The sequence below is a fragment of the Nitrospirillum guaranorum genome, assembly GCF_034653275.1.
In the GTDB taxonomy this organism is placed as follows: Bacteria; Pseudomonadota; Alphaproteobacteria; order Azospirillales; family Azospirillaceae; genus Nitrospirillum.
The window spans coordinates 2,145,131-2,158,705 of sequence record NZ_JAYEES010000003.1 but is presented as its reverse complement, the minus strand read 5'-3'; the positions used below and the strand labels follow the sequence as shown (position 1 = coordinate 2,158,705).

General features: G+C 66.1%; 10 protein-coding genes. 7 read left to right on the top strand and 3 right to left on the bottom strand.

Features of this window, described 5'->3' with window-relative positions:
- Window positions 1–20 precede the first annotated feature (20 nt).
- The gene (locus tag UAJ10_RS18795) at window positions 21–512 is read right to left on the bottom strand and encodes a DUF2867 domain-containing protein (RefSeq protein WP_322916727.1); all 492 of its coding nucleotides are present in this window, start codon (window positions 510–512) and stop codon (window positions 21–23) included.
- Between the two features lie 147 nt (window positions 513–659).
- Here UAJ10_RS18795 and UAJ10_RS18790 point away from each other — a divergent pair, with 147 nt between their 5' ends.
- From UAJ10_RS18790 to UAJ10_RS18780, 3 genes are all read left to right on the top strand, one after another.
- Window positions 660–1,715, top strand: a complete 1,056-nt coding sequence (locus tag UAJ10_RS18790) for a hypothetical protein (protein ID WP_322916726.1) — start codon at window positions 660–662, stop codon at window positions 1,713–1,715.
- A gap of 166 nt (window positions 1,716–1,881) precedes the next feature.
- The gene (gene alaS, locus UAJ10_RS18785; RefSeq protein ID WP_322916725.1) at window positions 1,882–4,539 is read left to right on the top strand and encodes an alanine--tRNA ligase; all 2,658 of its coding nucleotides are present in this window, start codon (window positions 1,882–1,884) and stop codon (window positions 4,537–4,539) included.
- A gap of 122 nt (window positions 4,540–4,661) precedes the next feature.
- The gene (locus tag UAJ10_RS18780) at window positions 4,662–5,507 is read left to right on the top strand and encodes an AAA family ATPase (protein WP_322916724.1); all 846 of its coding nucleotides are present in this window, start codon (window positions 4,662–4,664) and stop codon (window positions 5,505–5,507) included.
- Window positions 5,508–5,531: 24 nt separating this feature from the next.
- Here the strand turns inward: UAJ10_RS18780 and UAJ10_RS18775 are convergent, their stop codons facing one another.
- Window positions 5,532–6,083, bottom strand: a complete 552-nt coding sequence (locus UAJ10_RS18775; protein ID WP_322916723.1) for a hypothetical protein — start codon at window positions 6,081–6,083, stop codon at window positions 5,532–5,534.
- Between the two features lie 364 nt (window positions 6,084–6,447).
- Between UAJ10_RS18775 and UAJ10_RS18770 the strand changes: the two genes are divergently transcribed.
- The 3 genes from UAJ10_RS18770 to UAJ10_RS18760 all read left to right on the top strand — a co-directional run bounded on the left by UAJ10_RS18770 (window position 6,448) and on the right by UAJ10_RS18760 (window position 10,699).
- Entirely contained in the window at window positions 6,448–7,032 is a 585-nt protein-coding gene (locus UAJ10_RS18770) for a hypothetical protein (RefSeq protein WP_322916722.1), read from the top strand.
- A 360-nt stretch (window positions 7,033–7,392) separates the two neighbouring features.
- Window positions 7,393–9,081, top strand: a complete 1,689-nt coding sequence (locus tag UAJ10_RS18765) for a methyl-accepting chemotaxis protein (protein WP_322916721.1) — start codon at window positions 7,393–7,395, stop codon at window positions 9,079–9,081.
- Window positions 9,082–9,220: 139 nt separating this feature from the next.
- On the top strand, window positions 9,221–10,699 hold the full coding sequence (locus UAJ10_RS18760; RefSeq protein ID WP_322916720.1) for a methyl-accepting chemotaxis protein: 1,479 nt from the start codon (window positions 9,221–9,223) through the stop codon (window positions 10,697–10,699).
- Between the two features lie 36 nt (window positions 10,700–10,735).
- Here the strand turns inward: UAJ10_RS18760 and UAJ10_RS18755 are convergent, their stop codons facing one another.
- The gene (locus UAJ10_RS18755; RefSeq protein WP_322916719.1) at window positions 10,736–12,049 is read right to left on the bottom strand and encodes an ABC transporter substrate-binding protein; all 1,314 of its coding nucleotides are present in this window, start codon (window positions 12,047–12,049) and stop codon (window positions 10,736–10,738) included.
- Between the two features lie 278 nt (window positions 12,050–12,327).
- On the opposite strand from UAJ10_RS18755, the gene UAJ10_RS18750 reads away from it, so the two are divergent.
- Window positions 12,328–13,521, top strand: coding sequence for a vWA domain-containing protein (locus tag UAJ10_RS18750; RefSeq protein ID WP_322916718.1), 1,194 nt, complete (start codon window positions 12,328–12,330; stop codon window positions 13,519–13,521).
- Window positions 13,522–13,575 lie beyond the last annotated feature (54 nt).

Here is a 13,575-nt window from a genome sequence, read left to right as displayed (position 1 = left end):
GGATATTGTCGAGGGGGACTTCAGGGCGCCGCCACCTGCCCCAGCATGGTGCGCACCACCTGGCGGTGGAAGGGCATGATCAGGGTGAGGTAGGCGCGGCCCAGCCAGTTGTGGGTGCGCACCACCGTGGTGGCGGTGACCTGGCAGCCGGCGGCGTCCTGGCGCACATCGACCACGGCGCGGAAATCCAGGTGCTTGTCCGCCATGCCCAGCACCACCCGGTCCGGCCCGCTGCTGAGGATGGGGAAGATGCCGATGTGGCCGGCGCGCGGGGACTCGGAAGTCGCCGGCGGCCGGGGCGCCTTCAGGCCGAGGGGCGCCACGATGGCGTTGCGCAGGGCCATCAGCCGGCGCACCCAGGCGGGGGAGGTGCCCATCATGCGCCAGGCCGCGGCCGGGGCGTCGACGACGGTGCCGCCAGGCGCCAGCACCAGGCGAAAGGCGTCGGCGAACTGGGCGCCGGGCAGCAGGGTCCAGGTGTCGGCCGCAGGGGTGATTTCCCGGACGGTCATGGTGGTGCCTCCTCACGGTCCGCCCCCATCCTACCCCCGCCACCCCCAAAGGCGTAGCGCCGCTTAATTGCAGAACTGAGATCAAAAGCGTATCATTCGCACCGATCGCATGAATGCGAAGATCACGGGACCCAAAATGGGGGGCGGATGATGGTCACGACCACGGGCGCGTACGGCTATTCCCAGGCGCAAAGCCTGGCTTCCTCGGTGACGCAGCAGACGTCGCTGTTCGGTGCCGCGTCCACCGGCAACGCCCCCAAAACCACCGCCGAAAAGGTCGCCGCCGCCCTGCAGAAGGGCGACACCGCCGGGGCCATCGGCGCCTTCGTCGATGAAAAGACCCTGAAGAAACTGACCAAGCTGCAGGCCGACGCCACCCAGCTGGACAAGCAGTTGAAGCAGAAGTCCGCCGACAACGACAAGAAGGCGGCCCAGGACAAGGTCGATAACGCCAAGCGCCAGTTGAAGGCCCTGCGCATGCGCGCCCAGCTGGCCGCCGCCATGGGCGACAAGCAGGCCGCCGCCCGCATCGCGCGCGAGGCGGCGGACGTGGCCAAGTCCCTGGGCTCCGCCGCGCAAGAGTATGCCGGCGCCGTGAAGAACGGCGCCACGGTCGGCACCACCGGCGGCGACTCCTCCGCCGCCACCGGCGCCTCGGGTGCCAGTGGGGCGGGCACCGGCGGGGCGGCCACCGGTGGCGCCGCCACCGACGTGGCCGGCGTGGGCAGCGACGCCGCCCAAATCCAGGCCACCGCCGCCGGTACCCAGAACCCCTCCACCCCACAGGCGGGCGGCCAGGCCGCCACCGCTCAAGCCGTCAATGGGGCCGGCGCCGACGCCACCCTGCAGACGGGCGACGCCCAGGCCGCGGCCAACGACGGCAAGACCGACAAGCCCGGCGTCATCCAGGTCCCCAGCACGGAGGAGGAGACGGCGGCGCGGAAGGAGCGCATGGAGTTCATGGGCAACGTCCGGACCCTGATGGACCAGGCGCGCAGCGTTTATGCCCAGGCCAAGAACATCCTGGAGCGCAAGCGCAAGCCAGGCGATCCCCAGGACGCCGACCACAGCGCCCGGGACATCGCCGACGCCGCCAAGCAGGTGGACGCCGCCGACCAGGACCTGGCCGCCGGCACCACCCCCGCCGCCCCCACGGCACCCACGGTCGTCGCCACGCCCAACAACACGCTGCTGCTGGTCTGACCGGGCGACCGCGCCCCGTCCGGAATGGAAAGCGATGAAAAGCCACGTCCTCGGGATGGTTCGGCGCCCCCATCCCATGGACAGCCCCCGTATCCACACGCTACAAACCCTGTCCCGGTGTTTCGCGCCCGGGAATGTTCCTTCGCATGCTTAAGGCTGTTGCCCGATGAAGACCGCCAACGAGATCCGCTCCGCTTTCCTGGACTACTTCGTGAAGAATGGCCACACGGAGGTGGAGTCCAGCCCGCTGGTGCCGCGCAACGACCCGACGTTGATGTTCACCAACGCCGGCATGGTGCAGTTCAAGAACGTCTTCACCGGCAACGAGGTGCGCCCCTATACCCGCGCCACCACCTCGCAGAAGTGCGTGCGCGCTGGCGGCAAGCACAACGACCTGGAGAACGTGGGCTACACCGCCCGGCACCACACCTTTTTCGAGATGCTGGGCAACTTCTCCTTCGGCGACTATTTCAAGGCCGACGCCATCGAGCTGGCCTGGAACCTGATCACCAAGACCTTCGCCCTGCCCAAGGACAAGCTGCTGGTCACGGTCTACCACACCGATGACGAGGCCCACGGCCTGTGGAAGAAGGTGGCCGGCCTGTCGGACGACCGCATCATCCGCATCCCCACCGCCGACAATTTCTGGGCCATGGGTGACACCGGCCCCTGCGGCCCGTGCTCCGAGATTTTCTACGACCATGGCGAGGGCATCCCCGGCGGCCCCCCCGGCAGCCCGGACCAGGATGGCGATCGCTTCATCGAAATCTGGAACCTGGTGTTCATGCAGTATGAGCAGGTGACCAAGGAGGAGCGGGTATCCTTGCCCCGGCCCTCCATCGACACCGGCATGGGTCTGGAACGCCTGGCGGCCGTGCTGCAGGGCGTGCACGACAATTACGACACCGACCTGATGCGGGCGCTGATCGAGGCGTCGGCCGACGCCACCAGCTCGGACCCCAGCGGCCCGCACGCCGTGTCGCACCGGGTGATCGCCGACCATCTGCGCGCCTCCTCCTTCCTGATCGCCGACGGCGTGCTGCCGGCCAACGAGGGGCGGGGTTACGTCCTGCGCCGCATCATGCGCCGCGCCATGCGCCACGCCCACATGATCGGCGCGCGCGATCCGGTGATGCACACCCTGGTGCCGGCGCTGGTGCGTGAGATGGGCGGCCATTACACCGAGCTGCAGCGCGCCCAGGCCCTGATCACCGAGACCCTGCGGCTGGAGGAAACCCGGTTCAAGCAGACGCTGGATCGCGGCCTGAAGCTGCTGGACGAGGAAGAGGAAAAGCTGGGCGCCGGCCAGCCGCTGCCGGGCGAGGTGGCGTTCAAGCTGTACGACACCTACGGCTTCCCCCTGGACCTGACGCAGGACGTGCTGCGCGGCCGCAACCGCACGGTGGAGACGGACGGCTTCACCGCCGCCATGGAGCGCCAGCGGGCCGAGGCGCGCAAGGCCTGGGCCGGCAGCGGCGAGGCGGCGACCGAGCGCGTGTGGTTCGAGCTGAAGGACGAACTGGGCGCCACCGAGTTCCTGGGCTACGACACCGAGAACGCCGAGGGCAAGGTCACGGCCGTGCTGGACCGTCAGGGCAACAAGCTGGACAAGGCCACCGCCGGCCAGGATGTCATCGTCCTGGTGAACCAGACGCCGTTCTATGGCGAGTCCGGCGGCCAGGTGGGCGACAGCGGCGTCATCTTCGGCGCCGGTGGCGTCGAGGTGGCCATCAGCGACACGCAGAAGAAGCTGGGCGCCGTCTTCGCCCACGTCGGCACCGTCACCCACGGCGCCCTGGCGCCTGGTCAGTTGGTGGAATTGCGCGTGAACGGCCGCCGCCGCGGTGACATCCGCGCCAACCACTCCGCCACCCACCTGTTGCACGAGGCCCTGCGCCAGCGCCTGGGTGAGCATGTCACGCAGAAGGGCTCGCTCGTGTCGGCGGAGCGCCTGCGCTTCGACATCAGCCAGCCGACGCCGCTGTCCGACGACGACGTGCGCGTGGTCGAGGCGGCGGTGAATGCCCGCATCCTGGGCAACAGCGAGGTCGTCACCCGCCTGATGACCCCGGCCGAGGCCATCGAGCAGGGCGCCATGGCCCTGTTCGGCGAGAAGTACGGCGACGAGGTCCGCGTGGTGTCCATGGGTGGCCAGGACGAAGGCCTGAACCGCCAGTATTCCGTGGAGCTGTGCGGCGGCACCCATGTGCGCCGCACCGGCGACATCGGCCTGTTCAAGATCGTGTCGGAGGGGGCGGTCTCCGCCGGCGTGCGCCGTATCGAGGCGCTGACCGGCCGGGGCGCGTTCGAATACCTGGAAGGGCAGGAGGGCCGCCTGCTGGCCGCCGCCGGCGCCCTCAAGGTCTCCGCCGCCGAGGTGCCGGCCCGCGTCGCCACCCTGGTGGAGGAGCGCCGCCGCCTGGAAAAGGAAGTGGCCGACCTGAAGCGCCAGTTGGCCCTGGGCGGGGGCGGCGGTGCCGCCGCCGCGCCGGAGAAGGTGATCAACGGCGTGAAGCTGTCCGCCCGCGTGCTGGACGGCATCGAGGCCAAGGACCTGAAGCCCCTGGCCGACGAGATCAAAGGCCAGATATGCTCCGGCATCGTGCTGCTGGTGGCCAAGGGTGAGGGCAAGGTGACCCTGGTGGCCGGCGTGACCGCCGACCTGACGGGCCGCTTCAACGCCGTGGATCTGGTGAAGGTCGCGGCGGCGGCCGTGGGCGGCAAGGGCGGTGGTGGCCGGCCCGACATGGCCCAGGCCGGCGGCAGCGAGCCCGACAAGGCCGACGCCGCCGTGGCGGCAGTCGAAGCGGCCATCGCCGGCTAAACCGCGAAACAAGACACCGGCGTGGGGGCGACCCCACGCCGATCTTGTTTCTGGCCCTCCCATCCAGCGATCTTTAATCTGGGACGCGACTGCATCCGCCGGCGCTTGAGGGAACAAGAACCATGAAATTCCAAGGGACGGAGACCTACGTCGCGACCGATGACCTGCGGGTCGCCGTCAACGCCGCCGTCACCTTGCAGCGCCCCCTGCTGGTGAAGGGGGAGCCGGGCACGGGCAAGACCGTGCTGGCGCAGGAGGTGGCGAACGCCCTGGGCCGGCCGCTGCTGCAATGGCATGTGAAGTCCACCACCAAGGCGCAGCAGGGCCTGTACGAGTACGACGCCGTCAGCCGCCTGCGCGACGGTCAGTTGGGTGACGCCCGCGTCAACGACATCGCCAACTACATCCGCAAGGGCAAGCTGTGGGAGGCGTTCGAGGCCGACGTGGCCCCGGTGCTGCTGATCGATGAGATCGACAAGGCGGACATCGAGTTTCCCAACGACCTGCTGCAGGAACTCGACCGCATGGAATTCTTCGTCTACGAGACGGGGCAGACCATCAAGGCGCGGCAGCGGCCGGTGGTCATCATCACCTCGAACAATGAGAAGGAGTTGCCCGACGCCTTCCTGCGCCGCTGCTTCTTCCATTACATCCGCTTCCCCGATGCGGAGACCATGGCCCGCATCGTCGACGTACACTTCCCCAATCTGAAGCAGGACCTGCTGCGCGACGCCCTGACCCTGTTCTATGACGTGCGCGAGGTGCCGGGCCTGAAGAAAAAGCCCTCCACCTCCGAACTGCTGGACTGGATCAAGCTGCTGATGATCGAGGACATCGACCCGGCGGTGCTGCGCCAGCGCGACCCCAAGAAAACCATCCCGCCGCTGCACGGCGCCCTGCTGAAGAACGAGCAGGACGTGCATCTGTTCGAGCGCCTGGCCTTTCTCGCGCGGCGGGAGCGGGACTAGATCAGTCAAGAGAATTTCTTCTGGCTATTTTGCAATGGAATCTTCTTCTTGTTCTAGATTCCTTAATGCAAGGCCAATTTTTTCGTTCAATGTTTGGGAAATATTGTAAATTTCCTTTATTGTTGAACTCCCTTCGTTCGGAGTTCTTGATGAGACGGCCTTTGAGGCTAGCTCGGTTAGACTGCTCGCAAAATGACGAATCTCGTCATCTCTAACCCGTGACGTGTAGATAAATACTTCCTGCTGAGCCTTCCTGAAGCCTTCGTCGATATCAGATGGCACGTTATCTTCTTGCCATCTTCCTGTTGTTTTATATTTATCAATATAGAATATGTGCGATCGTATAGTGTTTCTGGTGACTGAATGGGTGGCGTCTTGTAATTGGAGAAGTGTGGCTCTTTGGAATTCAGATCTTCTTAAATTCATTGTATCCAATCTCTGTTCTTTTCGTATTTCCTTTTCTCGTCTTGATGTTCTTTTTTCATTTAAGATATCAAGGAAATATTTTAGGAATGTACCAATAATCAACGTCACAATTGGGAACCATGTAGATGATGAAATATTTAAATCAATCATCTTATTTCTCTTCGTTATTTCTGGGAATTTTCTTATAATTTAGATTTGTACGCGTTTGGATTATTTTTCATGAAATATCATTGCCCGCCAAAGTGGTGGGGATATATTTCCTGAGCGGTAGGTATGCCACCATATCCCTAGTGGTCAGCTTATCATTGATTGGCGCCTACTTGCACGTCTGCTTCTGGCGCAAGCCTACCCAGCGCGGGACATAGTTAAACAGGAGGATTCCAGGAAAATCAATCTCTTGGCTCCTTCGGGTGGGATTTGCATCTTTTGTGCACTGCAACATTCATCACAGCACATCCGACGGCGTTTGCGGTAACACTGTTGATGTCTCAACGGTGTGCGAAGGATTCCGGTCATGATTGCCGGTGTCATGCGGCGGTGGATGGTGGCGGTGATGCTGGGCGGGCTGGTGGCGGTGCCAGGGGTGGCCCACGCCGGGGCCGGCCTGGGCCTGGAGATGGTGTGCGCCGACGCGGTGAACGCCGCGCCGGTGGTTGGCCGGGTTCCGCCCTTCGCCCGCCTACTGGGCCTGATGCCGGCGCACCCCGCGCCGGTGCCCACGGCCGCTTGCGTGGCGGGATACCAATCGCTGTGGACGCGCAAGCCCGCCACGGAGACGCCGGTTGCGGCTGAGCCCGCGCGCGACAGGGGCCTGGGACCGGTGGCCGCGGACGGCCGGGGAGAGGGGCGGCGGGAACTGGGGCTTTACACCCGCTATGCCGGCGCCCTGCTGGCCGGCCTGCCCGCCGAGCTGGCGGCGCGGGGTGGCGAAGTGCGGGCCGCCGCCGTGACGCGGCTTGTGGTCATCGGCCAGAGCCTGGCGGCCAGCGCCTATCGCCCCGTCGCGGCCCTGCGGCGCGCCTACCGCGATCCCACGGAACCGTCTCCCACGCGCATGGCACGCCTGTTGCGGCCCGAGGCGACGACGCAGAGCCCCTGACCCCCTGTCGGCGCATTCGACCCACACGGGCTGGCCCCCCGCGAGGCGGGCCGGCCGAAGGGGAGAATGTGCAAAATTTCCTGATAATTTATCCTGTATACAATATATTTACTTTCCGGGGTGTTCTGAGTTCTCCCGGATTGCAACCGGTTTCAGTCTCTTATTTTCGAAACTTAAATATAAAATCCGTTTATTGGGGAAGTTAAGACGAATAGAGAAACGTAGATTTATGGATTATTTTCCAGCGTATACTTATGGATACGTAAAAAATTATTTTGCATCCTCGCAAGCGTTAGCGTTTCCTTAATGCCTAAGGGGTGATCCTCGGCACCCATGGATTAACTCCTCAGGCTAGAGATGATGAACTTCCTATCCAGCATGAAGGTCGGGCGGAAGCTGGCGGCCGCTTTCACGATCATCGTCGCCATCACCGTGATCGCCTCCGGCATCAACTACCGGGCGCTGTCCACCATTCGCGACACCACGCAATGGACCGACCATACCTACAAGGTGCTGGAACGGCTCGACCACGCCATGGCGGCCATGGTGGATCGTGAATCTGGTCTGCGCGGCTATCTGATCGGCGCCGACGCCAAGTTCCTGGAGCCGTACCAGAAAGGCCAGGTGGCGTTCGAGGCGGCGTTCGCGGAGGTCAAGTCCCTGACGGCCGACAACCCCGCGCAACAGGCGCGCCTGGATGAGATGCGCCGGCTGGAGCAGGCCTGGCGGCAGGAGGTGGCCGACCGGGAAATCGGCCTGATGGCCAAGCCGGAAACCGTCGAGCAGGCGCGCAAGCTGGCGGCCAGCGGCATCGGCAAGGTGCACATGGACCCCATCCGCGCCAAGGTGGCGGAAATCGACAAGGTCGAGCGTGACCTGCTGGCGCAGCGGGCGACGGTCCAGGCCGACGCGCTCACCACGGCCATGACCGTGGCGCTGGTCAGCAGCGGCCTGTCCATCCTTCTCGCCGTCATCATGGCCTGGGGGCTGACCCGCTTGGTGGCCGCGCCCATCGTGACCATGACGGGCGTGATGAAGCGCTTGGCGGACGGCGACACCCGGGTCGAGATTCCGGCCCGCGAGCGCCAGGACGAGATAGGCGGCATGGCCCAGGCCGTGGGCGTGTTCAAGGACAACATGATCGAGGCGGACCGGCTGCGGTCGGAGCAGGAGGCGCTGAAGCAGCGCGCGGAGAAGGAGCGCCGGCAGGCGATGCTGGATCTGGCCGGCGCCTTCGAAAGCCGGGTGGGCGGCATCGTCAACGGCGTGACGGCCCAGGCCACGGAACTGCTGGCCACGGCGCAGACCTTGAACTCCTCATCCGGCCATGTGGCGCGTGAGGCGGGAACCGTGGCCGCCGCCTCCATGCAGGCGACGCAGAATGTGCAGACGGTGGCGGCGGCGACGGAAGAACTGTCCGCTTCCATTCAGGAAATCACCCTGCAGGTCTCGCGGTCCAGCCAGATGATTTCCGGCGCCGTCGGCCAGGCGGAGCGGACCAATGAGGAGGTGCAGGGCCTGATGCAGTCGGCCCAGCGCATCGGCGAGGTGGTGACCCTGATCAACGACATTGCCAGCCGCACCAACCTGCTGGCCCTGAACGCCACCATCGAGGCGGCCCGGGCGGGCGATGCCGGCAAGGGCTTCGCCATCGTCGCGTCCGAGGTCAAGTCCCTGGCCACCCAGACGGCCCAGGCCACGGAAGAAATCCGGGCGCAGATCGCCGGCATGCAGGCGGCGACCGAAACCTCGGCCAAGTCCATCCAGGGCATCGTGGAGATCATCAATCAGGTGGACCAGGCCGCCACCACCATCGCCTCGGCGGTGGAGGAACAGGCCGCCACCACCAATGAGATCACGCGCAACGTCCAACAGGCGGCCCAGGGCACCAACGACGTCAGCCAGACCATCTCGCGCGTCAGCGACGCGGCGCAAGAGACCGGGGGTGCCGCGGGGGAGGTGCACACGGCGGCCAATGATCTCAGCAAGAACGGCGAACTGCTGAAGCAGCAGGTCGACACCTTCCTGCGGGAAATCCGCGCCGCGTGAGGCGGGGAATGACTTGGGACCAGGGCTCGGGGCGGGAGGCGTTCTTGACGGAACGCGGGCCCGCCCCGGGCGCGTGAATCGCCACGATGCCGGACTTCCTGGGGGACGGCGCGGCATGACAGGATAGTGGGGAAAAGAGATGTTCGGGTTTTCGAAAAACAATGACGCCATCAGTCGGAAGATTTCGGCACTCGGCGCCTTGCGCGCCAAGGTGATGGTGGCGGACGAGGGTCTCAACATCGTTTACGTGAACCCATCCGTGGTCGCCCTGCTGCGGGATGTGGAGCACGACCTGCGCAAGGAATTGCCGCGCCTGAACGTGGACCGCCTGGTCGGCAGCAACATCGACATCTTCCATAAGAATCCGGCGCACCAGCGGGGAATGCTGGCCAAGCTGGCCAAGCCCCATGCCGCCACCATCAAGGTCGCCAGCCACCAGTTCGACCTGCTGGTCACGCCGCTGAACGAGGACGGCCGCCGCATCGGCTTCGTGGTCGAATGGGCGGACGCCAAGGAGCGGCTGGAGAACCTGGATTACGCCGGGCAGATCGCCGCCATCCGGCGGTCACAGGCGGTCATCGAATTCACCACCGACGGCATCATCACCAAGGCCAACGACAATTTCCTGACGGTCATGGAGTATCGTCTGGAGGAGGTGGTGGGCAAGCACCACCAGATGTTCGTCGACCGCGACTACGGCGCCACGGCGGAGTATCGCCAGTTCTGGGAGTCGCTGAAACGCGGCGAGTTCAAGGCCGCTCAGTTCAAGCGCATCTCCAAGTCCGGCAAGGCCGTGTGGATCGAGGGCGCCTACAACCCGATTTTCGATGAAAAGGGCCAGGTGACCAAGGTCGTGAAATTCGCCGTGGACGTGACGGCCCAGGTCACCCTCCTGAACAACCTGAAGGTCCTGATCGACCAGAACTTCGGTGAGATTGAGAGCGCGATCGGCCAGTCGACGCGCGAGGCCTCGTCGGCCGGGGCCGCGGCGGGAACCACGGCCAACAGCGTGCAGATGGTGGCGGCCAGTGCCGAGGAGCTGGCGGCCTCCATCGCCGAGATTTCGCAGAGCATGTCGCGCGCCCGGGCCGCGACCGACAGCGCGTTCGACCGTACCGTGCAGGTGGGCGAAAGCACCGACCGGCTGGCGGCGGCGGCCCAGGCCATGAACGGCATCGTCGGCCTGATCAACAACATCGCCGGCCAGATCAACCTGCTGGCCCTGAACGCCACCATCGAGGCGGCCCGCGCCGGCGAGGCGGGCAAGGGCTTCGCCGTCGTGGCCAGCGAGGTCAAGAACCTGGCCAACCAGTCGGCCAAGGCCACCGAGCAGATTTCGGGTGAAATCGAGGGGATACAGTCCACCTCCGCCGAGGTCGCCGGCGCCCTGAACGCCATCCGCGAGGCCGTGTCCACCGTGCGCGAGCATGTGTCCGGAACGGCCGCCGCCGTGGAGGAGCAGAGCGCCGTCACGCGCAGCATGTCCACCAACATGCAAAGCGCGTCCAGCGCCGTCTCCACGGTGACGACCAACGTCACGGCCATCTCCGCCGCCATCGGCCAGGTCGCCGCCGCGGTGGACAAGACCAAGGAGGCGGCCCAGGTGCTGGTGCGCTGAGGACACCGCCGGGGGTGGGCCGCTCCCCTGGCGGCTTCAGTGCCCGCCCAGTTGCACCACCCCTGGCGCCGCCGTTCTCGCGCGGTCCAACTCCGCCAGCGCCGCGTCGATGTCGTGCGGTGCGGCCATGAAGCGGCGGAAGGTGCCGCCGGCCGCCTCGGCCAGCGGCGTGGTGGCGTCGCGGTCGAAGTAGGCGGCGAAGCCGGCCGCATCCTCCAGCACCCGCCGCCCGGCGTCCTGGAAGAAGGTGCCGGCGCCCGCTGGGGCGGGGCCCCTGTCCCCCGGCCCATCGCGCAGCGGTGACACCATGGCGAGATCGCTGTTGAAACGGTCCAGTTCCGCCGTCTCCGCCAGGAAGCGCACGAAGCGCTGAACCTCCGGCCGCGCGGCCGCGCGGGGTGCCACCACCAGCACGTCCTGCGGCGCGTCCTCATAGCGGGGCATGCCGGGGATCAGCGTGGGGAAGGGGATGAAGCCCACATCGTCGCGCACCAGGGGGGAGAAGTGCATGGCGGCGAACCCGCCCAGCAACAGCATGCCCACCTGCTGGTGATAGAAGTAGGGCAGGGTGTCGCGCCAGCTGTCCCCCGGCTGGGGCGCGTGGAAGTAACCCCGGTCCAGCAGCAGCTTCCACCGCGCCATCACCGCGCGCGCGGCCGGATCGGTGAAGGGGATGTGCCCCGCCAGCAGGCGGCGATGGAAGTCCAGCCCGTTCAGGCGCAGGTCCAGGCAATCGAACCAGGCGAACAGCGGCCAGTTTTCCTGCGCGCCGAAGGCGAAGGGGGTGACCTCGGCGGCCTTCAGGCGCGCCGCCACGGCCAGCAGCTCCTCCCACGTCCGGGGCGGTGCCAGGTTCAGGCGCTGGAACAGGGATTTGCGGTAAAAGAAGCCCCAGGGGTAGGTCGACAGGGGCACGGCCGCGACCTTGGCGCCCACGGTGACGGCGTCGACGGCCGGCGGGCTGAACCGGTCGCGCACCAGCCGGGCGAGGTCCGGGGGCAGGGGGGCCACCATCCGCTGGGCGTAGCCGTCGCGCAGCGCTTTTCCAGAATCCCAGAACGCGACATCCGGCGCGTCGGGCCCACCGGCCTTGGCGCCGGCCCGTTGCCAATAGAGGTCCATGGGCACTTCGCGGTGGGTGATCTGGATGTCCGGGTTGGCGGCGGCGAAGCGATCCAGCAGGGCGGCCCAGGCGGTGTGCTTGTCGCGGCTGCCGACCATCATGTCGATGGTCAGGTGACCGGCCCGCGCCGGGCCTGCCAGGCACAGGAGCAGGACTAGAACCAGACAGAGAAGAAGGCCCGCCACGCCGCCCGGCCCCCGGCCCTTCCGCCGCGTGACCGCTACCATCCGACGGCCCTCGCCCCGCCTGTCCTATGCCGTTTCGATATCATGCTGGATAACCTTGGGGCAGGGAACCTTTGGACGGGGAACCTTTGAACAGGCAGGCGATGGACGGCAACCTGGGGATCGGAGCGCGAGGCTGGGGAAGGGATGCTACCTATACGGTACAGGCGCCGCCAATCCTACATGGAAATCCGGGTGGAATGCGGGGCGCCGGCGCCCCTGGCTCGGCCCCTGGCCCACCCCCTGGTCGCCCGGCCCGCCGTCGCGTAGACTGCGCCCCCATGTTCACCACCTTCTTCTTCCAACTGCGCCAGGCCCGTATTCCCGTCACCCTGCGGGAGTATCTGGCCTTGATGGAGGCCATGTCGGCCCATGTCGCGGGCTACAGCGTGGAGGACTTCTACCACCTGTCCCGGACCATCCTGGTGAAGGATGAGCGCAACCTGGACCGCTTCGACGTCGTCTTCGGCCAGGTCTTCAAGGGACTGGAAGGGACGGCGGCTGGGGACGGCGGCGACGTCGCCGCGCGCGACCTGCCCGAGGAATGGCTGCGCAAGCTGGCCGAGCGGCACCTGACGGAGGAGGAGAAGGCGCAGGTGCAAGCCCTGGGCGGCTGGGAAAAGCTGATGGAGACGCTGGCCCAGCGCCTGAAGGAACAGCATGGCCGCCACCAGGGCGGATCGAAATGGATCGGCACGGCCGGCACCTCGCCCTTCGGCGCCTATGGCTACAATCCAGAGGGCGTGCGCATCGGGCAGGAGGGCAGCCGCCACCGCCGCGCCGTGAAGGTCTGGGACCGGCGTGAGTTCCGCAACCTGGACGACACGGTGGAGCTGGGCACCCGCAACATCAAGGTGGCGCTGCGCCGCCTGCGCAAGTTCGCCCGAACCGGCGCGGCCGAGGTGCTGGACCTGCCCGACACCATCCGCGCCACCGCCGCCAATGCCGGCCACCTGGACCTGAAGCTGCGCCCCGAACGGCACAACGCGGTCAAGGTGCTGCTGTTCCTGGACGTGGGCGGTTCCATGGACGACCACATCCGCCTGTGCGAGGAGCTGTTCTCCGCCGCCAAGGGGGAGTTCAAGCACCTGGAATATTTCTACTTCCACAACTGCGTCTATGAGGGCGTGTGGAAGGACAACCGCCGCCGCCGCACGGAACAGATATCGACTTTCGACGTGCTGCACACCTACCCGGCCGACTACAAGCTGATCTTCGTGGGCGACGCCAGCATGAGCCCCTATGAGATCACCCACCCCGGCGGGGCGGTGGAGCATTGGAACCCGGAGGCGGGGCAGGTGTGGCTGAGGCGCCTGCTGGACGTCTACCGCCGCGCCATCTGGCTGAACCCGGTGCAGGAAGGGTACTGGCCCTACACCGCCAGCGTCGGCCTGATTAAAAATTTGATGGAGGGCCGCATGTATCCCCTGACCCTGCAGGGGCTGGAGGCGGGCATGCGGGAACTTAGCCATTGATTTATTAACGTTTCTTGGCGCCCGTCCCCGCAAGTGCAGGGGGGCAGGGGCGCC

Excerpts from the sequence above, each read along its gene's own strand:
- UAJ10_RS18765 (WP_322916721.1), top strand. The coding sequence starts at position 7,393 with ATGAACTTCCTATCCAGCATGAAGGTCGGGCGGAAGCTGGCGGCCGCT.
- UAJ10_RS18760 (WP_322916720.1), top strand. The coding sequence starts at position 9,221 with ATGTTCGGGTTTTCGAAAAACAATGACGCCATCAGTCGGAAGATTTCG.
- UAJ10_RS18755 (WP_322916719.1), bottom strand. The coding sequence starts at position 12,049 with ATGGTAGCGGTCACGCGGCGGAAGGGCCGGGGGCCGGGCGGCGTGGCG.
- UAJ10_RS18775 (WP_322916723.1), bottom strand. The coding sequence starts at position 6,083 with ATGATTGATTTAAATATTTCATCATCTACATGGTTCCCAATTGTGACG.
- UAJ10_RS18795 (WP_322916727.1), bottom strand. The coding sequence starts at position 512 with ATGACCGTCCGGGAAATCACCCCTGCGGCCGACACCTGGACCCTGCTG.
- UAJ10_RS18770 (WP_322916722.1), top strand. The coding sequence starts at position 6,448 with ATGATTGCCGGTGTCATGCGGCGGTGGATGGTGGCGGTGATGCTGGGC.
- UAJ10_RS18790 (WP_322916726.1), top strand. The coding sequence starts at position 660 with ATGATGGTCACGACCACGGGCGCGTACGGCTATTCCCAGGCGCAAAGC.
- alaS (WP_322916725.1), top strand. The coding sequence starts at position 1,882 with ATGAAGACCGCCAACGAGATCCGCTCCGCTTTCCTGGACTACTTCGTG.
- UAJ10_RS18750 (WP_322916718.1), top strand. The coding sequence starts at position 12,328 with ATGTTCACCACCTTCTTCTTCCAACTGCGCCAGGCCCGTATTCCCGTC.
- UAJ10_RS18780 (WP_322916724.1), top strand. The coding sequence starts at position 4,662 with ATGAAATTCCAAGGGACGGAGACCTACGTCGCGACCGATGACCTGCGG.